The sequence below is a fragment of the bacterium SCSIO 12827 genome (genome assembly GCA_024397995.1).
In the GTDB taxonomy this organism is placed as follows: Bacteria; Pseudomonadota; Alphaproteobacteria; order Rhodospirillales; family Casp-alpha2; genus UBA1479.
The window spans coordinates 3,753,794-3,777,202 of record CP073746.1; the positions used below are offsets into that span (position 1 = coordinate 3,753,794).

The 23,409-nt window shown below is 64.8% G+C and carries 15 protein-coding genes and 1 tRNA gene; 12 read left to right on the forward strand and 4 right to left on the reverse strand.

Going from position 1 to position 23,409, the window contains the following annotated elements:
- Positions 1-5: 5 nt before the first annotated feature.
- The 6 genes from KFF05_17575 to KFF05_17600 are packed head-to-tail and all read left to right on the forward strand — an operon-like array spanning position 6 to position 7,557.
- Complete coding sequence (locus tag KFF05_17575; GenBank protein UTW51678.1) at positions 6-1,577, forward strand: Gfo/Idh/MocA family oxidoreductase; 1,572 nt, start codon at positions 6-8, stop codon at positions 1,575-1,577.
- Positions 1,574-2,704 (forward strand): DegT/DnrJ/EryC1/StrS aminotransferase family protein, encoded by a 1,131-nt coding sequence (locus KFF05_17580; GenBank protein UTW51679.1) that lies wholly within the window; start codon positions 1,574-1,576, stop codon positions 2,702-2,704. The genes KFF05_17575 and KFF05_17580 overlap by 4 nt, the downstream gene beginning before the upstream one ends.
- Positions 2,701-3,753, forward strand: a complete 1,053-nt coding sequence (wecB, locus tag KFF05_17585) for a UDP-N-acetylglucosamine 2-epimerase (non-hydrolyzing) (GenBank protein ID UTW51680.1) — start codon at positions 2,701-2,703, stop codon at positions 3,751-3,753. Before KFF05_17580 ends, wecB begins: the two co-directional genes overlap by 4 nt.
- Entirely contained in the window at positions 3,750-4,865 is a 1,116-nt protein-coding gene (locus tag KFF05_17590) for a glycosyltransferase family 4 protein (GenBank protein ID UTW51681.1), read from the forward strand. The genes wecB and KFF05_17590 overlap by 4 nt, the downstream gene beginning before the upstream one ends.
- The gene (locus tag KFF05_17595; GenBank protein ID UTW51682.1) at positions 4,865-6,196 is read left to right on the forward strand and encodes an oligosaccharide flippase family protein; all 1,332 of its coding nucleotides are present in this window, start codon (positions 4,865-4,867) and stop codon (positions 6,194-6,196) included. Before KFF05_17590 ends, KFF05_17595 begins: the two co-directional genes overlap by 1 nt.
- A complete protein-coding gene (locus KFF05_17600) occupies positions 6,193-7,557 on the forward strand; it encodes a hypothetical protein (protein UTW51683.1) in 1,365 nt (454 codons plus the stop codon). The genes KFF05_17595 and KFF05_17600 overlap by 4 nt, the downstream gene beginning before the upstream one ends.
- Here KFF05_17600 and KFF05_17605 read toward each other — a convergent pair.
- The gene (locus KFF05_17605; protein ID UTW51684.1) at positions 7,554-8,480 is read right to left on the reverse strand and encodes a hypothetical protein; all 927 of its coding nucleotides are present in this window, start codon (positions 8,478-8,480) and stop codon (positions 7,554-7,556) included. The two genes, KFF05_17600 and KFF05_17605, sit on opposite strands and share 4 nt — an antisense overlap.
- Positions 8,481-8,597: 117 nt before the next feature.
- Here KFF05_17605 and KFF05_17610 point away from each other — a divergent pair, with 117 nt between their 5' ends.
- The 5 genes from KFF05_17610 to purH all read left to right on the forward strand — a co-directional run bounded on the left by KFF05_17610 (position 8,598) and on the right by purH (position 15,707).
- Complete coding sequence (locus KFF05_17610) at positions 8,598-9,881, forward strand: nucleotide sugar dehydrogenase (GenBank protein ID UTW51685.1); 1,284 nt, start codon at positions 8,598-8,600, stop codon at positions 9,879-9,881.
- Complete coding sequence (locus KFF05_17615; protein ID UTW51686.1) at positions 9,841-11,100, forward strand: glycosyltransferase family 4 protein; 1,260 nt, start codon at positions 9,841-9,843, stop codon at positions 11,098-11,100. The genes KFF05_17610 and KFF05_17615 overlap by 41 nt, the downstream gene beginning before the upstream one ends.
- 8 nt (positions 11,101-11,108) lie before the next feature.
- A complete protein-coding gene (locus tag KFF05_17620) occupies positions 11,109-12,101 on the forward strand; it encodes a glycosyltransferase family 4 protein (GenBank protein ID UTW51687.1) in 993 nt (330 codons plus the stop codon).
- A 79-nt stretch (positions 12,102-12,180) separates the two neighbouring features.
- Positions 12,181-14,139 (forward strand): polysaccharide biosynthesis protein, encoded by a 1,959-nt coding sequence (locus KFF05_17625; GenBank protein UTW51688.1) that lies wholly within the window; start codon positions 12,181-12,183, stop codon positions 14,137-14,139.
- Complete coding sequence (gene purH, locus KFF05_17630; GenBank protein ID UTW51689.1) at positions 14,136-15,707, forward strand: bifunctional phosphoribosylaminoimidazolecarboxamide formyltransferase/IMP cyclohydrolase; 1,572 nt, start codon at positions 14,136-14,138, stop codon at positions 15,705-15,707. The genes KFF05_17625 and purH overlap by 4 nt, the downstream gene beginning before the upstream one ends.
- A 73-nt stretch (positions 15,708-15,780) precedes the next feature.
- Here the strand turns inward: purH and KFF05_17635 are convergent, their stop codons facing one another.
- Complete coding sequence (locus KFF05_17635; protein UTW51690.1) at positions 15,781-16,401, reverse strand: SIS domain-containing protein; 621 nt, start codon at positions 16,399-16,401, stop codon at positions 15,781-15,783.
- A 118-nt stretch (positions 16,402-16,519) separates the two neighbouring features.
- Positions 16,520-21,385 carry an NAD-glutamate dehydrogenase gene (locus tag KFF05_17640; GenBank protein UTW51691.1) on the reverse strand — a complete coding sequence of 1,622 codons (4,866 nt, stop codon included), beginning with the start codon at positions 21,383-21,385 and terminating at the stop codon, positions 16,520-16,522.
- Positions 21,386-21,697: 312 nt separating this feature from the next.
- Between KFF05_17640 and KFF05_17645 the strand changes: the two genes are divergently transcribed.
- Complete coding sequence (locus tag KFF05_17645) at positions 21,698-23,137, forward strand: hypothetical protein (protein ID UTW51692.1); 1,440 nt, start codon at positions 21,698-21,700, stop codon at positions 23,135-23,137.
- A 51-nt stretch (positions 23,138-23,188) separates the two neighbouring features.
- Here KFF05_17645 and KFF05_17650 read toward each other — a convergent pair.
- Positions 23,189-23,263, reverse strand: a tRNA-Gly gene (locus tag KFF05_17650).
- Positions 23,264-23,409: the final 146 nt, after the last annotated feature.

The following is a 23,409-nucleotide window of genomic DNA, read 5'->3' on the forward strand; positions in this document are numbered from 1 at the left end:
CCCGCATGACCTCCGCCGCGAATAACCCGCCCAAGGTTGCCGTCATCGGCTGCGGCCATTGGGGCAAGAACCATGTGCGCAATTTCCATGCGCTTGGGGCGCTGGCCGCTGTGGCCGACGCCAACCCGGAATTGGCCGCCTCGATGTCGGAAACCTACGACGTTCCGGTCATGGACTATGCCGCCATCCTGGCCGATCCTGCCATTTCGGGCGTCGTCATCGCCGCCCCGGCCGAGGCCCATGCCGCCCTTGCCATCCAAGCCCTGGAGGCCGGCAAGCATGTGTTCGTGGAAAAGCCCCTGGCGCTGACCGTCGCCGAGGCCGAGGGCGTGCTGGCCGCCGCCGAGACGGCTGGGCGCATTCTCATGGTCGGCCATCTGCTGCAGTACCATCCGGCCTTCATCAAGCTGACCGAAATGGTCCGCGCGGGGGAATTGGGCAAGCTGCAGTACCTCTATTCCAACCGACTGAACCTGGGCAAAATCCGGCGCGAGGAAAACGCCCTGTGGTCCTTCGCGCCGCACGACATTTCCATGATCCTGGCCCTGGTCGGCGATGAGCCGACGACCGTGCGCGCCGAGGGCGGCAGCTATCTGCACGACGTCATCGCCGACGTGACAACCACGCATCTGACCTTTCTCGGCGGGGTGCAGGCCCATGTCTTCGTATCCTGGCTGCATCCCTTCAAGGAACAGAAGCTGGTCGTGGTCGGTGACAAGGCCATGGCCGTGTTCAACGACGGTGAGCCGTGGGAGCGCAAGCTGCTGCTCTATCCTCACCGCATCGACTGGCGCGACGGCGTGCCGACCCCGGAAAAGGCCGAAGCCATGCCCGTCGCCCTGGACGAGGGCGAACCCTTAGCGATGGAGTGCGGCCATTTCCTGGACTGCGTCGCGACGGGCGAAACGCCCCGCACGGACGGTGCCGAGGGCATGCGGGTATTGAGCATATTGGAACGGGCGGAGACGGACATGAGCGCGACACGCGATGCAATCGGCACGGGCCGGTTTCCCGGCGCCAAAGTTCACCAGACGGCAGTCGTCGACGACGGCGTGGCCATCGGCAGCGGCACCAAGATCTGGCATTTCTCACATGTGCTGCCGGGCACGACGATCGGCACCGGCGTGGTGGTCGGACAGAACGCCTCGATCGGGCCGGACGTGACCATCGGCGACAACTGCAAGATTCAGAACAACGTCAGCGTCTACAAGGGCGTGACCTTGGGGCGGGGCGTGTTCTGCGGGCCGAGCTGTGTGTTCACCAACGTGCTGACCCCGCGCGCCGAGGTCGACCGCAAGGACGACTTCCGGGAAACCCCGGTCGGCGAGGGGGCGACCATCGGCGCCAACGCGACCATCGTCTGCGGCCATGCGCTGGGCGATTACTGCATGATCGCGGCGGGTGCGGTGGTGACCTCCGACGTGCCGGCCCATGCCCTGATGGCCGGTGTGCCCGCGCGGCACATCGGCTGGGTCAGTCATGCGGGTGAACGCCTGGGCGACGATCTGGTCTGTCCGCGCGAAGGCCGCAAATATAAAGTCACCGATACCGGCACATTGAAAGAAATCACCTCATGACCGCCTCTCCCATCGCTTTCATCGACCTTCAGGCTCAGCGCGCACGCCTCGGCGACGCGGTGGACCAGGCCATCGCCAAAGTCCTCGACCACGGCCGCTTCATCATGGGGCCCGAGGTCGCCGAGTTGGAAAAACGCCTGGCCGACATGGGCGGCGCCGCCCATTGCGTGAGCTGTTCCAGCGGCACGGACTCGCTTCTGCTGGTGCTCATGGCCTGGGGCATTGGTCCCGGCGACGCGGTCATCGTGCCGGCCATGACCTTCGCCTCGACCGCCGAAGTGGTCGCGTTGACCGGCGCAACGCCGGTGTTCTGCGATGTCCTGCCGGATACCTTCAACATGGACACGGCGTCCCTTGAAAGCGCCGTCGCCACGGCCAAGGACGCGGGCCTGAACCTGAAGGCCGTGATCCCCGTCGACCTGTTCGGGCAGCCCGCCGATTATCCGGCGATCCAGAAAATCGCCGACGCCCACGGCCTGAAGGTGATGGCGGATTCCGCGCAAAGCTACGGCGGGGCGCTCGGCGGCAAGCCGGTCGGGTCCTGGGGCGACGCGACATCCGTCAGCTTTTTTCCCGCCAAGCCGCTCGGTTGTTACGGCGACGGCGGCGCGGTGCTGACCAACGACGCCGACCTGGCGGCCCGCATGCGAAGCCTGCGCGTACACGGCCAGGGCACCAACAAATACGACAACGTGGCGGTCGGGCTGAACGCGCGGTTGGACACCATTCAGGCCGCCGTGCTGCTGGCCAAGCTCGACATTTTCGCGGACGAGATCGAAAAGCGTCAGGCCGTCGCCGCCCGCTATGCCGAGGGGCTCGCCGAGGTCGCGACACCGCCCGCCGTGATCGACGGCGCGGTCAGCGCCTGGGCCCAATACACGATCCGCGTGGCCGACCGCGACGCCGTCGCCGCGGCGCTGAAGGAACAGGGCGTGCCCACGGCGGTTTATTACCCGGTCGCGCTATCGGATCAGCCGGCCTATGCCCATTATCCCCGTGCCGGCAACGGCACGCCGGTATCACAGGCCCTGGCCCATGACGTGTTGAGCCTGCCCATGCACCCCTATCTGGACGCCGCGACCCAGGATCGCATCCTGGCCGCATTGAAAGAAGCGGTCGGCGCGTGACGCGTATTGCAACCGTCGTCGGCGCCCGCCCCCAGTTCATCAAGGCGGGACCCGTGTCGCGCGCCTTCCGGGACGCGGGCATCGATGAGGTGCTGATCCACACGGGCCAGCATTTCGACGACGGCATGTCCGACGTGTTCTTCCGCGAGCTTGGCCTGTCGACGCCCGACCACAACCTGGGCATCAGCGGCGGCGGCCACGGCGACATGACCGGACGCATGCTGATCGCGTTGGAACCGGTGCTGACCGCCGACCGGCCCGACGGTCTTCTTATTTACGGCGACACCAATTCAACCCTGGCGGCCGCATTGGTCGCGGCCAAACTGGACATTCCCGTGTTCCATGTCGAAGCCGGCCTGCGGTCGTTCCGCCGCGCCCAGCCGGAAGAGATCAACCGCCGCGTCGCCGATCATCTGTCGGCACTGCTGTTCTGCCCAACACCGTTGGCGGTCTCCCACCTGGCCAAGGAGGGCATCTCCGCCGGCGTGATGCTGGTCGGCGACGTGATGTTCGACGCGGCCCTGGCCGCCGCCGAACGGCCGGAAGGTTCGGACGTCGTTCAGCGCCTCGGCCTGACCCCCGGTGAATACGAGGTCGCGACCGTGCACCGGGCCGAGAACACGGACGACGACAAGCAGCTGGCCAGGGTTATCGAATTCCTCAAGGCGCGGCCGGGCACGGTCGTCCTGCCCCTGCACCCCCGGACAAAGGCGGCCCTCCAGCGGGCCGGCCTGACCCTCGACGGCATGACCGTGACGGACCCGCTCGGCTACCTCGAGATGACCCATCTGGTGAAGGCGAGTGCGGGCGTGCTGACCGATTCCGGCGGCCTGCAGAAGGAAGCCTATTTCCATCGCGTGCCCTGCATCACGCTGCGCGACGAAACGGAATGGACCGAGACGGTCGACGCCGGGTGGAACCGCCTGTGGCAATCCCCCGACGCGAACATCCCGCGCCGTGACATTGATGCCTACGGCGACGGCAACGCGGCAACGCGCATCGCCCAGGCGATCGCCGCCTATCTGGCCAAGGACGGCGGCACGGCGTGAACGCGCGCAAGCATCTTCTCTATCTCGCCCTGGAAGCCCCCCGCGAGGGGCAGGCCTCCTATGCCCATATCCACGAGATCGTGGGCGGGCTGCAGCGCCGGGGCTGGACCGTCGATCTGTTCGTACCGTCCTATTCCGGTCACTGGAAGCGGCCCGGCCTGGCGCGGCGGATGATGGAATATCTCTGCCTGCAATGGCGGGTGATGCGCGCCTTCGAAGACGGGCAAGCGGTCTACGTACGATCTCACTTCCTGGCCTTTCCGGCATCGCTTTGGGCGCGGCTGCGGGGTGCGCCCATCGTGCACGAAATCAACGGCCCTTATGAAGACGTCGCCATTGCCTATGCCTGGGCACGGCCGCTTGCCGGCATCATCAAATGGATGTGGCGCAAGCAGTTCCAATGGGCCGACCGCCTGATCACGGTAACGCCGCAGCTTGCCGACTGGGTCCGCGACCAAGGTGTGGCGACGCCCGTTGATGTGGTGCCCAACGGCGCCAATACGGACCTGTTTCATCCGGACGCCCCCTGTGACGTCGACCTGCCGGAACGCTACGCCGTGTTCTTCGGCGGGCTCGCCCGCTGGCAGGGCATTCCCACACTGCTTGCCGCCAAACAATCCTCGGCCTGGCCTTCGGGTGTCGATCTGGTGATCGTCGGCGACGGGCCCGAACGCCCGGCGGTCGAAGCCGCGGCGGCGCAGGACCCCGGCATCCGCGATCTCGGCCGCCAGCCCTATCGCGTGTTGCCGGGCATCGTCGCCAAAAGCATCTGCGGCCTGGTGCCGAAGAACAATCTGGGCGACCGCACGGGTACGGGGCTTTATCCGCTCAAGGTGTTCGAAACCCTGTCCTGCGGTGTGCCGGCCGTGGTCTCTGACTTTCCGGGTCAGGCCGATCTGGTGCGTGACAACGATTGCGGCCTGGCCGTGCCGGCCGAAAACCCGGACGCGCTCGCCCGTGCCGTCGCCGATCTGGCTGCGGATCCGGCCCGCGTCAAGGCCATGGGGGCCCGAGGCCGCGCCGCCATCGTCGCCGCCCATTCCTGGGACATCCGCGCGGGCGGGACCCAGGATGTCTTGACCCATCTGGCGAACCGAGACACCGGAAACTGATGCGCCTTGCCCCGGCAGTCCGCGCCCTGACGAGCGACCTTCTGTTCGTCGACGGCGCGAAAATTCTCGTCGTCAATGTGGCGGGGGCCGGCCTGGCCTTTGTTTCACATGTTCTGTTCGCCCGTTGGCTCGGCGTCGCATCCTACGGCACTTACGTCTTCGCCCTGTCCTGGCTGAGCATCCTGTTCATCCTCATCCAGGCGGGTATGAACCTGTCCATGGTCCGCTTCATCGCCGAGTACCGGGCGCAGGGCAACCGCGCGGCCATGACGGCGGTCGTCGGTTTCTCCAACCGGGTCGTTCTGATTTTAGGGGCATGTATCGTGGCCATCGGATGGGCAGCCGTTACCTGGATGCTGCCGCAATCGGCTGAAGAAATGCGCGGCACCCTGTACGGTGCCTTGGCGTTGACGGTGGTGATGGCCTTGATCCAGCAACGGGCGGCCGTCTTGCAAGGCCTTGAGCGCGTGGTTCAATCGACTCTGGTGTTCGAGATTGCCCGCCCTCTCGCTTTACTGGCGGCCGTTTTTGCCCTTGCACAATTCGCGGTCCTCGACGCGGCCCTAGTGATGGTCGTGAACCTGGGCGTTAGTTTGGGTGTGCTGATCCTGCTCATGGCCTATGCGCGGTCCAGTATCCTCGCCGAGCCGGCAACCGATGACCGCCCCGCGCCATCATGGCGGGACTGGTTAAAGGTCAGCCTTCCATATGTCGCGGTCACCGGCCTGACCATCCTGCTGACGCAAATGGATATCCTGATGATCGGCCATATCCTGGGCACGGAACAGGCGGGGTTGTATGCACCCGCCGCCAAGGTCGCGCTGCTGGCGATTTTTCCGGTGGTCGCCGTGCGCGCCCGGTTCGGTCCAATGGCCGCCAAGCTGTTCGCCGAGGGCAAGACCGCCGAGCTTCAGAGCCGCATGAACGTGGCGACGTTGCTGTCAATCGCGGCCTGTACCGCAATGCTGGTGGTGATTCTGCCCGGACGCCCCCTGATCCTTGGGCTGTTCGGTCCGGACTTCCTTCCGGGCGGCGAGGTCGTTGCAATTCTCACCCTGGCGTACTTTGTCTATTCCCTGATGGGCGCCGTTGAAATGTTCTTTCTTGTCGGTCCTTTTGAGCGCATGAACGCCGTGGTGTCCGCGCTGACGTTGGGGGTCAATCTGATCCTCAACCTGATCCTGATCCCGCGTTTCGGGATTGAGGGTGCTGCGATGGCGACCGGGGCCGCGATGGTCATCCGCGCCGGCCTTTCAAGCGCCATTATTTACCGACACACGGGACTGCTGCCCTGGGCCCGCGCCGCCGGCACGCACGGAGCGCAACAATGACACCCGCCCTGATCCTGAGCGGCGGCCTGATGGTCTTGATGGCCGTTGTTGAGGGCCTGAATTTCTGGCGGACGCGACGCATCACCTTCCTGACCGCCGCACATGCGCTGATCGCGGCCGCCTATTGTCTGCCGCCGTTCCTGGTTGCCTTTCTGCCCGGCACCCCTTGGGCGACGGGCCCGCGCGGCGCAGTGGACCCCAACCCATGGGGGATTCGGCTTTATCTCCTCGATCTCGCCGACCACCTTAGATTGCCGGAAGGGGCCTATATCACCACGGGGGTTATTCTGATCGGTGCTTACGTGGCACTTCTTGCCGGTTACGGTGCGGCACGCGCCTTTCCCCTGCGCGCCTTTTCCAGCAACGGCGTATCAACCGGCCTTTTGGCGATCTCCGGCGTCGTATTGGGGGCGATCGCCCTTATGGCCATGACGATTTACACTTCCCAGTACACTGGAATCCGTCAACTCATCGACATGGGCATTCATGTCCGGACGGGCACTTTTCCCGCGAAATGGGGATACCTGCAGGTCCTGTCGCAGATTGCCTTTCCCGCTTTCCTGATTTTGATCGGCGCGGCCATTCGAATGCGGGGCGGCATGCGTATTCTCGTTCTGTTGTTGGCTGCTGCTGTTTGGTATGCGGGCTTTCTCCGCGTATTTCATGTCGGCGGACGGCTTGAACTCTGCGCTTTTCTGATCACACCGTTTCTCGCGGCGATGTTCCTCATGCGCTCGAAGACCGCTGCGATCCTGATCATGCTATGCATCGCGGTGGTCGGTCTTTTCGTCGCCAACCTGCCCCATACTTTCTCGCGCGACCCCTTGGGCATCGGCATGGCGACGATCCATCAGATGGGCACCGATCTCATCAACCATATCCTGTTCATCATCGCGGATTTCGGTTTTCCCCATATTGCCGCCGCCCACACCGTTACCGCCACGCCCGACCCGATCCCGTTTCGCTACTTCATCGACCTTCCCCTGGGCCTGGCCTACATGCTGCCCAACTTCTCAGGCGTCGAAACCCTGCCGCCGATGATCCTGAGCCTGCATGTGAAGATGCTCCCGTGGATCCCGGTCGACCTATTCTCGTTCGGTTATTACAGCCTGGGGACCGCAGGCGTGCTGATTACCTTCGCCGCCTTCGGCGCGGTGCTGGCCCTATTCGATGGATGGCTGACGGAGAGCGCCGATTGGTTGGGCCAGGCCTTGCGCGCGGCTTGGCTGTTCTATCTGCCGTTCCGCCTGCTCTACGCGGACCCTTATGCCGTCCTGCAATCCGGCTTCGGGCTGATCACCGGAACAATCCTTGTCGCAACGCTGGTCTTGTGGACCGCGTGGCGGCGGCGCGGGGCTTAACCTGCCGGCGCGATCAGCGGCGCCGCATCCGGATACTTCAAGCCGGTGGAAATGGTCCCGCCGCCCAATTTGGCGATATCGAACACCCGGTTCTGAACGCCGTCGCCCGCCAGGTGAACGATGCCGAGCGGCTGATGCGGCGCATGCGGTTCGACAAATAGGCGACGCGCGGGATCGAATTTCAACGTGCCATGGCCGCATAGCCAATTGCAGTAGGCAGGCAGGAAGGTCGCCGGCGCCTTGTCGCCGAACACCACATAGTTAAGCGCCGTCTGCTCCGATATCCGGCCATAGAGATCCCGAATGCCGGGCCGAAGGCGCCAGCGGCACAACGCGGCCTTGAGCGCCGCCTGCCACAACTGCCAATGGGGTGCGTCGCCGCGCAACGCGAAGGCGCCGGAATTTAGGATCGGGTTGCGGCCTAGACGGTCCGCCACCTTCCATCCATAGGCCCAGCGGTACATGCGGTGGCTGGGCCGCCGCCAATAGGCCCGGGGACGCTTGTAATGGGCGGTATATCCGCGGTCGATTTCCGGAACAATGGCGAGGGCGCCGCCTGCCGCCGCATCCAGAAATAAGGATATGACCGACGCATCCTGCACCCAGGCGTCGGAATCGATCCACATGTAGGTTTCGTAACCGGGGAAATGGGTCGGCAGATAGGGCCTGGACACCATCGCCTTGAAATATCCCGGCGTGAGGTCGCGGCCGGGAAAGTCCAAATCCCAGCCGGCGGTCACCACCGAAGCCGCCACACCCTTCAGAACCGCAACCTGATCCGCCGTCAGTCCGACGTCGAGAATACAGAGATCGGCATTCAATTCCGGCGCCCGTTCCCGCAGGGAACGCACGGTTCCCATGAGAAGATCGAAATAATTGGCGTCCGAAGAGATGACAATCGCGGTCTTGGAACCATTGGGCATATTCAAGGTCCGGTCGTTCGTGGTCGGGCGGTTGACGGTGCGCGGCGATCTTATGCGCTGATGCGCCAATGCGGAACCTAGTTGTTTCAATGGCGCGAAGAGGTTAAGAGCCTGAATATGACGAAACGCAGCATTTCCGTAATCGGTCTGGGATACGTCGGCCTTCCCGTCGCCGTGGCGTTCGGGCGCGCCGGGTTTTCCGTCGTCGCCTTCGACATCTCGACTGCGCGGCTGGATGAACTCCGCGCCGGCCACGACCGCACCCACGAGGTCGAGGCCGCCGACCTGGCCGCAGCAAACCTGACCTTCACCGACAACCCGGCGGATCTGGCCAAGGCCGATTTTCACATCGTCACCGTGCCGACGCCGATTGACGGCCTGCGGCGGCCGGACCTGGGGCCGCTGACGGCCGCAACGGAAACACTCGGCGCCATCCTCAAGAAGGGCGACATCGTCGTCTATGAATCGACCGTCTATCCCGGGGCGACGGAAGAGGAATGTGTGCCGATCCTGGCGGAACGCTCAGGCCTGGCCTACGGCCGCGATTTCTTCGTGGGCTATTCGCCGGAACGCATCAACCCCGGCGACCGGGAACATCGGTTCGAGACCATCAAGAAGGTCGTGTCGGGCTGCGATGCGGAAACCGCCGGCATCGTCGCCGACACCTACGGCGCCGTCGTCACGGCGGGCGTACACATGGCGCCGACCATCAAGACCGCCGAGGCCGCAAAGGTGATCGAGAACACCCAACGCGACCTGAACATCGCGCTGATGAACGAACTGGCCCTGATCTTTGATCGACTGGACATCGACACCTCCGATGTCCTTGCCGCCGCCGGCACGAAGTGGAATTTCCTGCCGTTCACGCCAGGTCTGGTCGGCGGGCACTGCATCGGGGTTGATCCCTATTATCTGACCCATCGCGCCGAAATGGCCGGCTACCGACCCGAGGTCATTCTGGCCGGGCGCCGCATCAATGACGAGATGGGCCCCTTCATCGCCCGCGAAACCATGCGCCGCCTGTCCAAGAGGGGCGGCATCAAATCGTTTCGCGTGACCATCCTGGGTCTGACGTTCAAAGAGAACGTGCCCGACGTGCGCAATACCAAGGTGATCGACATCGCGCACGAGTTGGAACGCTTCGGCGCCGACGTGACGCTGCACGATCCGATGGCCGACCGGGCGGAAGTCAAACACGAATTCGGCGTGGAATTGGCGGCGGATGACGCCCTTGGCCAAGCGGACGCGGTGATTCTGGCCGTCCCGCATGAGGCCTATCTGGCCCGCGGCTGGGATTGGATCGCCGGGCTTCTCGCCGCCGACGACGGCCTGGTGGTCGACGTCCGCGCACGGCTGGCGCGTGACGGCCGACCGTCCATGGTCGAGCTGTGGCGACTGTGACGGCGGGCGGGGCCGGCTGATCGCCATGCCGGACATGCGGCCCCAGCGCCCGCGGCTACTGTTCATCGTGACCGAGGACTGGGCGTTTCTGCGCCATCGCCTGCCCATGGCACGGGCCGCCTTGGACATGGGATTCGATGTCGCCGTCGCGACACGCGTGTCTGAACATACCGACGCCATCCAGGCCCTCGGTTTCACGGTGTTTCATACGCCGGTCGAGCGCGCGGGCCTGTCGCCCATCGGCGATCTGCGCTACCTGGCCCGGCTGATCTGCACCCTGCGCCGCTTTCGCCCCCAATTGATCCACAACGTCGCCGCCAAGCCGGTACTTTACGGCACCCTGGCGGCACGGCTTTGCGCACGCGGCGCCAGGGTCATCAACGCCTTCACCGGGCTCGGCATTCTGTTCACCGACGATGGAGCAAAGCGATCCCTGAAAAGCCGCCTGTTGGGCGGGCTGTTGATGGGAATGCTCCGCCGCCTGTGCGGAAATAAACAAGTTCACATGCTGGTGCAGAACGATGACGACCTTAGCTTCCTCGCGGCGCGCGGCATCGGCCGGGCCGGCCACCTGCATCTCATTCCCGGCTCGGGGGTCGACCTTGCGGCGTTTCCAGTAACACCTGAGCCCCCCACACCGCCTGTGCGTGCCGTTCTGGTCGGCCGGCTGCTGAAAACCAAGGGGGTCGAGGAATTCGTCCAGGCTGCCGGGATATTGAAGGATCGCGGACGCGACATCCATATGGTCCTGGTCGGCGCCCCGGACCCCGGAAACCCGACGACTATAACCCGGGAGCAGATCGATGCCTGGGTCGCGGAAGGCCTGGTCGAGTGGACCGGCGAACGGAACGACATCGCCGCCATCTGGGCATCGGCCCATATCGCCGTGCTGCCGTCCTACCGCGAGGGCCTGCCGAAAAGCCTGCTGGAGGCCGCCGCCTCGGCCCGGCCTTTGATTGCGACTGATGTGCCCGGCTGCCGTGCCCTGGTCCGCGACGGCGAGAACGGTCTGCTGGTGCCGGCCCGGAACGCGGCGGCGCTGGCCGATGCCATCGACCGCCTGGCCGCCGACGGTGATTTGCGCCGCGCCTACGGGGCGGCCGCACGGGCGGATGTCGAGGCCCGGCTGTCGCAGGCGAAAATCGGGGCCGCCATACAGACCCTCTACAGTCAGGTGCTGGATGCCTCCGCCCTTTCGTCCGCACCGGGCCGAAGCTAAAGTCCGCCATGACCTTGACCATCGATACGATCCTGGCCGCCGCCCTGGTCTTCGGCGGCGTCGCCCTGGGGACGGGGCCGCTGATTTCCTTGCTGCGGCGGTTCCAGGTGCTCGACCATCCCAACGAACGCAGCAGCCATCAGCGCCCGACACCCGTGGGCGGCGGCGTGCTGATCGTCGCGACGCTGGTCCCGGCCTGGCAGTGGCTGGAGGGGACGGCGCTTTGGCCTCTGGCTCTGGCCGCCCTTGGGCTGGCGGGCCTGTCATTGGTCGACGATTTCCGCCGCGTGCCGACGGGGGTTCGATTCATCTGCCATATCATCGCCGTTGCCGCGGTTTTGTCTCTGAACCCGGGGTTGGCCGGCTGGCTGCCGGACGCCATCCCACGGACCGTGGCGCTGATCGGCGTCGGACTGGGCTGGGTCTGGTTCATCAATCTGTTCAATTTCATGGACGGCATCGACGGTATCAGCGGCGTCGAATGCCTGGGCATCGGGCTGGGCGTTGCCGTGATTGCCGCCCTGGGCGCAGTGCCGCCAGCCCATGGCAGTCTGGGCATCTGCCTGGCCGCCGCCGCCGCCGGTTTTCTGATCTGGAACTGGCATCCGGCCAAGGTCTTCATGGGCGATGTCGGCAGCGTGCCGCTCGGCTTTCTCATCGGCTGGCTGTTGCTGGAAATGGCGGCTGCCGGGGCCTGGGCGCCGGCCGTGATCCTGCCGCTCTATTATCTGGCCGATGCGACGATCACGCTGCTGCGGCGGCTGTTGCGGGGGGAAGCGCCCTGGCAGGCCCATCGCGACCATTTCTACCAGCAAGCCACCCGGGCCGGACGCAGTCACGCCCGAGTAGCCTGCCAGATTTTGGCGCTCAATGCCGTGCTGATTGCCCTGGCCGCGCTTGTTCCCTGGCTGGGGACCTGGCCCGCCCTGGCTGCCGCCGCCGTCGCAACGGGCTGTTTATTGGCCCTGTTCCGTCACCGCGACAGCGCGGCGACCCCTTGAGGTTCCGGACAGTGGTGGTAAAAGCAGGGGCGAAACGCTTCACGCCGGACCGCACCACGCCCCGGCGTCACCACAAGCAATGGATTTAGGCTTGTTCAAGTTACCAAACCGCCGCATTCCGCCGAGAGGATGGATCGCCTACGGCCATGACATCTTCATGGCCGGACTGTCTTTCCCATTGGCCCTCTATCTGCGCCTGGGCGATGACATATGGGCACAGCCGGCGGACATTATGCTTATTGCCGGGGTGTTTTTCACGGCCGCCGCGGCGGCGGTTTTCTATGTCGCCGGCCTGTACCGGGGCGTGTGGCGCTATGCGTCCATCAATGATCTGCTGTCGATCACCAAGGCCGTCAGCCTCGCGGTCCTGATCTTCCTGCTGGCCATGTTCATCTGGGTCCGCCTGGAGGATTTTCCCCGTTCGGTATTCGCCATCCAGTGGATTTTGCTGATCGGTTTGCTGGGCGGGCCGCGGTTCGTCTATCGCATTCTCAAGGACCGGTCCGCGTCGTCGCCGTTCCAGGCCGACAACGGCGAACGCATTCCCGTACTGCTGGCCGGGGCCGGGGACGAGGCCGAGCTGTTCATCCGCTCTCTCGCCGCGACGGATCATCCCGAATACCGGGTCGTCGGCCTGCTGTCCGAACGCCCGGGCCGGGTCGGCCAATACATTCGCGGCATCGAGATCGTCGGCACCGTGCATGACTTGGCCACCGCCGCCGCCCGGTTCACCGGCACGCCGGACCAGCCGCGCCGGGTCGTGCTGACCCGCCCGTCCATGGATGGCGAGATCGTGCGCGGCCTGCTATCGGAAGCCGAGCGCCTGGGCCTGAATCTGGCCCGCCTGCCCCAGATGACCGATTTCAAGGACGGCATCACCGACAAGCTGGACCTGCGCCCGGTCGCGGTCGAGGACTTGCTCGGCCGCCCGCAGACGCCGCTCGACCGGGACGCCATGGCAGCGCTGATCGAAGACAAACGCGTCCTGATCACTGGTGCCGGCGGCTCCATCGGCTCCGAACTGGCGCGCCAGGTCTGCCAACTGAAGCCGAAGAGCATTGTGCTGCTGGATCTGTCGGAATTCGCGCTTTACGAAATCGATATGGAGCTTTCGCGCAGCTTCCCCGCCATTCCGCGCCATGCGGTGATGGCCGACGTGCGCAATACCGACCACATGGCCCGTGTCTTCGCTGACCACCAACCTCAGCTGGTGTTCCACGCGGCGGCACGCAAGCATGTGCCGCTGGTCGAAGACAACATGGCCGAAGGCTTGGACACCAACGCCATCGGCACGCTGTGCGTTGCCCGCGCGGCGCGCGACGCCGGGGCCGCCGCCATGGTGATGATCTCCACGGACAAGGCCGTCAATCCGACCAGCGTCATGGGCGTCAGTAAGCGGCTGGCGGAAATCGTCTGTCAGGCCATGGATGTGGAAAGCCGCCGCAACAGCCGGGGAACCCGCTTCGTCACCGTGCGCTTCGGCAACGTACTGGGCTCCACGGGCTCTGTCGTCCCGCTGTTCCAGAAGCAGCTTGCTGCGGGCGGGCCCCTGACCGTGACCGACCCGGAGATGACCCGCTATTTCATGACCATCCGCGAGGCGGTGGAACTGGTCCTGTCCGCCTCGGCGCTGGGCGTGAAAAGCGACGCCGACGGGCGCATCTTCGTGCTCGATATGGGCAAGCCGGTGAAGATTGTCGATCTGGCGCGCCAGATGGTCCGCCTGGCCGGGCTGGTTCCCGACCAGGACGTAAAGATCGAATTCACCGGCATCCGCCCCGGCGAGAAATTGTTCGAGGAAATCTTCCACGGCGACGAAGCGCCGGTGCCGACGGTGCAACCGGGCGTGCTGCTGGCGACGCCCCGCCTGGTCACCCTGGCCGAAGTCGAGACCGCTTTTCGTCGCCTGTCGGACGCCTGCCACAAGGGCGACCTTGCCGCCGCCGCCGCCGTTGTCGATGCGTTGGTTCCCGAATTCAGCGGAACCATTGCCGCCCCCCCCCCCCCCCCCCAGGAAAAGAGAGTCGAACAAGCATGACCGAGCCGATCCGCCGCGCCCTGATATCCGTCTCCGATAAAACCGGCCTGGCCGAGCTGGGCGCCTTCCTGGCCGCCCAAGGGGTCGAGATTCTGTCCACGGGCGGGTCCGCCAAACTGCTGCAGGACGCGGGCGTGCCGGTCATCGAGGTATCCGACTTCACCGGCTTTCCCGAAATCATGGACGGTCGGGTCAAGACCCTGCAACCCATGATCCACGGCGGTCTGTTGGCCGTGCGCGCCAACGCGGAACATCAGCAGGCCATGAAAACCCATGGCATCAAGCCGATCGACCTGTTGGTCGTGAACCTGTATCCGTTCGAGGCGACGGTGGCCAAGGGTGCTGAATTCGACGACTGCATCGAAAACATCGACATCGGCGGACCGGCCCTGATCCGCGCCGCCGCCAAGAATCACGGTGACGTCACCGTGGTGGTCGATGCCGGCGACTACGCCAAGCTGATGGACGAGATGAGCGCCAACAAGGGGGCGACCACGCCGCAATTCCGCAAACAACTGGCGGCCACGGCCTACGCCCGCACGGCGGCCTATGACGCGGCCATTTCCGGCTGGTTCGCGGGTCAATTGGGCGACACCTTCCCGACCCGCCTGACCTTCGCCGGCGAACGGCGCCAGATTTTGCGCTACGGCGAGAACCCCCACCAGACGGCGGCGTTCTATGCCGGCGGCCCGACCCGGCCCGGCATCGCCACGGCGGAGCAGCTGCAGGGCAAGGAGCTCAGCTTCAACAACCTGAACGACACGGACGCGGCCTTCGAATTGGTCGCCGAGTTTGCCGATCAGCCCGCCTGCGTCATCGTCAAGCACGCCAACCCCTGCGGCGTGGCCTTGGGCGATGATCTGTTCGACGCCTATCAACGGGCGCTGGCCTGCGACACGGAAAGCGCCTTCGGCGGCATCATCGCCGTCAACCGGCCGCTCGACGCCAAGACCGCCGAGGCCGTGGCCGACCTGTTCGCCGAGGTCGTCATCGCGCCGGCCATCGACGGCGGCGCCAAGGCCGTGCTGGCCGCCAAGAAGAACCTGCGCGTGCTGGTCACCGGCGCGCTGCCCGACCCCGCCGCATCCGGCATGACCGTGCGCTCCCTGGCCGGGGGCTATCTGCTGCAGGGCCGGGACGCGGGATTGGTCGGCGATCTCAAAGTCGTCACCAAGCGGGCCCCCAGTACCGCGGAAATGGCCGACCTGACCTTCGCCTTCACCGTCGCCAAGCATGTGAAGTCCAACGCCATCGTCTATGCCAAAGGCGGAGCCACCGTGGGTGTGGGTGCCGGGCAGATGAGCCGCGTCAATTCATCGCGCATCGCCGCCTGGAAGGCGCAGGACGCGGCCCGGGTCGCCGGTGACGCCGACAGCTGGGCGATCGGCTCCGTCGTCGCCTCGGATGCCTTCTTCCCCTTTGCCGATGGCCTGATGGCCGCGGCGGACGCGGGGGCCACGGCGATCATCCAGCCCGGCGGCAGCGTGCGCGATGACGAGGTTATCGCCGCCGCCGACGAACGCGGCCTGGCCATGGTGTTCACGGGGATGCGCCACTTCCGGCACTAATCCCCACCATCCCATTCCGAAATGATTAAGGGCCGCGAAAGCGGCCCTTTTCTTTTGCCCCAAGGGCTTGGCGTCAGAACTTGCGGTCTTTGATGAGGTCCGCGGTCATGTGATCCTGGCGGATGAATTGGGCCAGGATATGCATGAGCGCCTGATGGGTGTCCTCGACGATGCCGTAATTGTCGCCGGTCACATGCAGGTTGACGTCCGCAAGCCCTTGCGTGCGCCCGCCCGCGAACCCGGTCATGGCGATCACCGCAAGGTCGTTGGTCTTGGCCCATGCGCAGGCCCGCACGACGTTTTCCGAATCGCCCGAGGATGAGACCGAAATCAACACATCGCCCGGATCGGCCAGGGTCCGCAGTTGATAGACGAAGACCTCGTCGTAGGAGATGTCGTTGGCGACGGCGGTAATGGTTTCGATGGTCGCCGACAAGGAGACAACCCGGGGGCGCAGGTCCGTGTCCGTCTGGATGCATTTCAGATGGTCGCAGACCAGATGGTTGGAGATCGCCGCCGACCCGCCGTTGCCGCAGACATAGATGGTCTTGCGCGCCGCATAAGCCCCGGCCAGCAGGGCCCCGGCCTTGGCCAGCGCGACACGGTCGATAGAGGCCTGGGCAACCTGGGAAGCCTGAAAATAGGCCTCGGCGAAGGCGCCGATATCGGTGAACTTTTCGTCGGGGAAGGTCATGCGGGACTGTCCCCTAATAAGGGCGGAATTTCAACGACGAAAACGCCCGAATATCGCCTCGACATAAGATCAGGCAAGAGAACTTGATTCGTATTACCCCGGTAATTCGCCGCGAATGCTATGCCTGGGCATCCGCCAGGGCACGCAATTGGCGCGAGGCGACGGCGACCATGCTGAGGTCGTTGACCTCGGTCGTCCACAGCTCGTTCAACAGCACCTCGGTCTGATCGACGGCGGCCTGGTTGCGCACGACCCAGGCGGCGATCGCCTTGTCCGTGTCCTTGCCCGCCTTGCCGAGATGGTCGAGGGCGTTGGACGCCAGCGCCAGTTGGTGCGCGTAGACTTCCTCGACCAGGGCGGCGACGGCCAACTGCTGCCAGTGATCTTCCGATTCCAGGTTTGACGCGGCCGCGCGCAGGCGGCCCAGGCGGAACCGGGTGCCGAGCGCGAAATAGACCTTGGCGACCTCGCGCACGTCCATCTTGCGCCGATTGGCCAGGCCCACGATATCCGGCGCCGAATACAAGTTCACCAGATGGGCAACCTTATGCGCCAGGGCCGTCGGCACGCCGTCATCAAGGTACGGCTTGGCACGGTTTTTCATGTCGTCGATGTAGTGCTTGGGCACCACGGCGGAAATGTGATCGGCCAGTTCCGCCATGCCGGCGCCGAATTCAGCAACATGAGCACCGATGTCGAGGCCCTTTTTACCGTTACGCAGGAACCACAGGGTCACCCATTCCAAGAGCCGGTTGAGATCGGCGAGCATGGAGGTCTGGGCGCGGGTCGGCACCTTGTTGTCGAGGGCCTCGATCTCGGCCCAGATCAGGCGCGTGCGCAGGACTTCGCGGGCGATGGTATAGGCGCGGGCGATTTCCGCCGGCTGGCGGCCCGTCTTTTCCATGAATTCGGTGACGAAGGTATCACCGACCCGGTTGACCATGGAATTGGTGACCCGGGTGGCGATGATTTCGCGTTTGAGCCGATGGGTCTTCATCTCGGGCAGATATTTCTGACGCAGATCCGAGGGGAAATACTGCACGATTTCGTCGAGCAGGAAGGGATCGTCCGGCAGATCGCTTTTCAGCAACTCGTCATACAGCCAGTTCTTGGCATAGGCGATCAGCACCGAGAGTTCCGGGCGGGTCAGGCCCTTGTGCTGGGCGGCGCGCTCGGACAGTTGCTCGTCATCGGGCAGGAATTCGACAGCGCGCTCCAACAGGCCGCGCTTTTCCAGAAGCCGCATGAGCCGGATCTGATTGTCGAGGGTGTGGGCCCCCTTGGCCTGGATCGAGGAGATCGCCTGGGTCTGGTTGTAGTTGTGCTTGAGCACCAGTTCGCCGACCTCGTCGGTCATGCGGGCCAAAAGCTTGTTGCGCTGGGCTTCGGTCAGCCCGCCCTTGGCGACGACGGCGCCGAGCAGGACCTTGATGTTGACCTCGTGGTCCGAACAGTCGACGCCGGCGGAATTGTCGATGGAATCCGTGTTCAGCCGGCCGCCCTTCATGGCGTATTCGATGCGGCCCTTTTGCGTGCAACCCAGGTTCGCACCCTCGCCGACGACTTGGGCCTGAACCTCCGTGCCGTTGATGCGGATGGCGTCGTTGGCGCGGTCGCCCACGTCGGCGCTGGATTCCGCCTGACCCTTGATGTAGGTGCCGATGCCGCCGAACCACAGCAGATCGACCGGCGCGCGCAGCATGGCCTGGATCAGTTCGTTGGGCGAAACGGTGTCCTTGGTCAGGCCGAAACACGCGCGCGCTTCCGGCGACAGCTTGATGGCCTTGGCGCTGCGTTCATAAATGCCGCCGCCCTTGGACATTTTCTTGGTGTCGTAATCGGACCAGCTTGAGCGCCCCAGGTTGAACAGACGCACCCGTTCGGCATGGGTCTTGGCCGGGTCCGGATCGGGGTCGACGAAGATGTGCATGTGGTTGAACGCACCCTGCAGCTTGATGTGCTTGGACAGCATCATGCCGTTACCGAACACGTCGCCCGACATGTCGCCGACGCCGACCACGGTGAAGTCTTCGTTCTGGATGTCCGTGCCGATTTCGCGGAAGTGGCGCTTGACCGATTCCCAAGCCCCCTTGGCGGTGCTGCCCATACCTTTGTGGTCGTAGCCGACCGAGCCGCCGGAGGCGAAGGCATCGCCCAACCAATGGCCGTAATCCATCGACACACCGTTGGCGATGTCGGAAAACGTCGCCGTGCCCTTGTCCGCCGCGACCACCAGATAGGGATCGTCGTCGTCCCAGCGATAGACGCTTTTCGGCGGCACCACGCGCGTCCCCTTCAGGTTGTCGGTGACGTCCAGCAACCCGCGGATCAGCGTCTTGTAGCATTCGATGCCTTCGGCCATGAAGGCGTCGCGCCCGCCGTCCGTGGGCGGGCGCTTGACCACGAAACCACCCTTGGAGCCGACCGGCACGATAACCGCGTTCTTGACCTGCTGCGCCTTGACCAATCCCAGGATTTCCGTGCGGAAATCTTCCGGCCGGTCGGACCAGCGCAGACCGCCGCGGGCGACGAAGCCGAACCGCAGGTGCACACCCTCGACCCGCGGGCTGTAGACGAAAATCTCGCGCAGCGGCCGGGGCTTGGGCAGGTCGTCGATCAAGCGCGAATTGAACTTGAACGAGACATAGGGCTTGTAGCCGCCGTCGGCGGCGGGTTGGAAGAAGTTGGTGCGCAGGGTGGCATCGACCAAATTGATGAAGCGGGTCAGGATGCGGTCTTCGTCGGCGCTGGTCACGGCCTCGAGCGCGTCGCGCATCTTGCCGTGCAGGGCGGCCGCCTGCTTGTCCCGTTCCGCCGCCGACTGCTTCGTGACCGCCATGCGCACCATGAACAGCTGCACGATCATGTTGGCCAGGCCCAGGTGCTTGGCCAGGGTCTGTTCCATATAGGTCTGGGAATAGGGGATGCCCATCTGGCGCAGGCAGCGGCAATAGGCGCGCAGGATCAGGACCTCGCGCCAGTCCAGGCCGCCGCGGGCAACCAGGGCGTTGAAGCCGTCGCTTTCGATCTCGCCGCGCCACACGCGGGCGAAAGCGTCTTCGAATTTGTCCTTGATGGCCGGGATGTCGACGTCGCCGTTGTCGCGGGTTTCCAGGCCGAAGTCATGGATCATCAGGGTCTTCACGCCGCCGCCGTTGCCGTCGTCGCAGGAAACCTCGTGCGGGTTCTCATCGATGACCCGGAACCCCATGTGTTCGAACACGGGCAGGGCGTCCGACAGGGGCACTGCCGTGTCCGGATGATAAACCTTGAAGCGCACCTGATTGCCGGGCGCCCCTTCGGGCCGGTACAGGTGCAGGCCGATCCGCTCGGCGGTCAGCGATTCCTCGATCACCTCGATATCGGTGACCGCGTCCTCGGCGCTGTATTGGGCCGTATAGCCCGGGCCGAAGGCATTCTGGAAACGGCGGGTCAGGCGCAGGCCTTCCGTTTCACCGGCGGCCTTGGTGAGCGCCTCCGCCAGGTCATCGGCCCAGGTCCGGGCGGCCCGTGTCAGCTTGTTTTCCAGGCCCTTGGCGTAATAGGCCGGAAGCTTGCCCGGTTCCGTCGCGATGATCAGATAGACCCGCGCCAGCGGCGCGTCGCCCAAGGTGGTCGAGAAGTTGGAGACCCGGCCGTTCAGCGCCTCGCACAGGATGTCCTGCATGCGTTCGCGCATGTTCATGGTGTAGCGGTCGCGCGGCACGTAGATCATGCAAGATACGAAGCGCCCGAAATTATCCTGGCGCATGAACAGGGCCACGCGCTGACGGTCCTGCAGATGCAGGATGCCCATGGCCGTTTCCAATAGCTGTTCCTCGGAAATCTGGAACAGCTCATCCCGTGGATAGGTCTCCAGGATGTTGGTCATGGCCTTGCCGTCGTGGCTGCCGGGCTGCAGGCCGGCACGGTCCAGCACCTGCTGCAGGCGGCGGCGCAGCAGCGGGATGTCGCGCGGGCTGCGGTTGTAGGCGGCGGAGGTGAACAGGCCGACAAAGATGCGCAGCCCCGTGACCTTGCCGTCCTTGTCGAAGCTCTTGATGCCGATGGCGTCCATATGCACGGGCCGGTGCACGGTGGACCGCTGGTTCGATTTGGTAACGACGATCAGGCCCGGGTCGGAGATGAAGGCGCGCACTTCGGGCGGAATCTTGGAACTGTCCGCCGCATAGGTCAGCACCGACATATCGAGGTCGCGCCGGATGCCGAGCGCCGATTTCTTATCAACGGCGACCGAGGTCTTGGGGCCAGAACCGGAAATCTTGTAATCGCGGGAGCCCAGGAAGGTGAAGTTGTTATCGTGGATCCAGCGCAGGAACTCGCGCACCTCGTTGGCTTCCTCAAGCGGCGCCGGGCCCGAGGTATGGCGGAAATCGTCGATGATCCGCGCCATGCGTTCGCGCATGGGCCGCCAGTCCTGAACCGACAGGCGCACGTCGTCGAGAACCTTGAGCACGGATTTTTCGATGTCGCGCTGGCCGTCGGGCGTTTCCTCGTCGACCTCGATATGCATCCAGGATTCCAGGCGCGCGCCGTCCTCGGGCTCGCCGGGATCGAGGATCCGCTGCAGGCGGCCCAAGGCGTCGCGCTTGACCTTGAGGATCGGATGCACCACCAGATGCACGGTCAGGCCGCGGCGGTTCATTTCCGACGACACAGAATCGACCAGGAACGGCATGTCCTCGGTAACGATGTCGACGACCGTGCGGTTGGCGGTCCAGCCGTCCTTCTTGGCATCGGGCTTGTAGGCGCGGACAGAGGGCTTGCCCTGCTTGTGTTGGGCCGCGGTCTTCCAATGGCTTTTGGCGATCCCCGCCAGGGTTTCCGCGTCGCGGGCGTGGATGTCCATGGGCGGCATATGGGCGAAATACTGGTCGGCGTAATGGACCAGGGTCGTCGCCTTGGCACCCTTGGCGCTGCCCCGCATCAGCTTCGACACCTGCTTCAGCAGCGCATCGGTTTTCAAATCCCGTTTGATTGGCATAGACCCCTCCCAGAAAGCGCGGCCCCCGATTTTTTTGAGGGGGCGGCGCGGTGACCTGCCGTGGTCGCCGACCCGCCCGCAGCCGCATGTCCGCCGGGTAAATTGGATCAGCCGATAACAGCCTATAAACAAAGGTTTGTTATGAAAAGCTAAAGTTTCATGGCCGGTTTGGCGGGCATGGGCCGCCACTTGGCCTTTTCGGGTGGCGGAAAATCGCCCATAAGGTCGCTCAGGCCCATGGCGTCCGCGCCACGGCCGACGGACCGGGGGGGGCCAATGACAGCCGCAACACAAACCAGGGCCCTATGGGCGATGCTTGTCATACTGGCCGCCGTGAAGGCGGGCTTCCTCGCCGTCCTGGGCCCGGTTTTTCTGCCAGACAGTGACGACTACGTGCTGTTCGCCAACGCCGTCCTGACCGGGGGTGATTGGCTCCGGTCGCTTGACCTGCATGCCGAGCTGTTTCCCCTGACGGCATTTCGGGTCATCGGGTATCCGGCCTTGATCGCCCTGTTCAAGGTGCTGTTCGGCGGCGCCTGGGATTGGTTTTTGATCGCTCTGCAGATGATCCTGTCGCTCGGCGCGACGGCCATGATCTGGCGCCTGACGCTGCGCCTGACGGGACGCATATGGCCCGCCGCCGTGGCTGCGGCAGCCCAGGGCCTGGGCCTCGCCTTTGTTCTCGACCAATGCGTTCTGACCGACAGCCTGCACGCGGCCTTGCTGACCTTCCTGGCCGCGCATATGGCGCTCGGCCTGCTCGACAGGCGGGCGCCGGGCATGGTTGAGGCATTGGGTCTCGGCCTGATTCTGCTCGCCGCCTTCCTGCTGCGCGAGGCGGGGGCGGTCATGCATCTGGCGCTTTGGCCGCTGATCCTGACCTGGGCCCTGAAGACGGGCGGCGGCCTGCGCCGCACGGTCACCGTGTTCGTCCTCTTTCTGTTGCCGCTTATGCTCGGCATCCAGGCCTACAAGTCATGGAACCAGATGCGCAGCGGCGAACGCTTCGTCACCACCGTCGCGCAGACGGCGATGTACCATCCGGTGCTCGACCTGGCCCGGCGCGGCCAGCCGGTGTTCGCCGAAGACCCCTTGCTGGCCGACGGCCTCGGTCTGCTGCCGCTTCATCCGATTCCCGGAGTCACCTTCACGGCCATCAACCGCCACCTGAAGACGGCACACGGCATGAGCGCCCTGGCCGTCGCACGCCACGCCGAAACCCTGTTCTACGACCATTGGCGGCGCTATCCCCTGGAGCGCGCGTCCATCTACCTGGGACGCATGGACCCTCGTTACGCCTACCTTGCGTTCATGCCGCTGAGCGGACCGGAACGGCTCAGCCTATGGGCGGGCGGAACCACTCCCTTTCCCGGACCGGGTGAAATCCGGCGCAACCTGCTTGAGCACGGCCGCATTGATCAAGCCCTGCTGCTTGCCGCCAGGACCCTGGCACGTCTGATTTCCACCGTGCTGACGGCCGCCTTCCTGATCGGTGTTCCGATCATGGTGATTCGATCTCTTGCCCGTGGTGCCTGGCGGCCATCGGCCCTGGAGACGCGCCCACTGGCGTTCGCGGCCCTTTGGCTGTTCGCATTGGCCTGGCCCGCGGTTTATGCCCTGGTCTATCTCGAAGACCGCTATCTCGCCGTTATGACGCCCTTCGTCGCGGTGATCGGTCTGGCCTTCGTCGCCCCCTGGGCCGAGCGCGCCGTAACATGGCTGCGCACGCGGATATCCCCCCGTACAGGGTAGGTCCCCGACGGCATTGGCCGATATTGTCTTCGGTGGGATGGGAAGAGAAATTGGAGCGGGCGATGAGATTCGAACTCACGACTTCAACCTTGGCAAGGTTGCGCTCTACCCCTGAGCTACGCCCGCGTCGCTATAAGCGAGGGAGGGATATATACGGGAAGGCAGGGCGAATGCAAGGCCCTAAAATAAACTAATGTCCGTTCGGGCCGCCCCTTGGTACTCCCTGGCCGCAGCCGTCCGGCATCGGAAACCACATCAGGCCGCCTAATCCG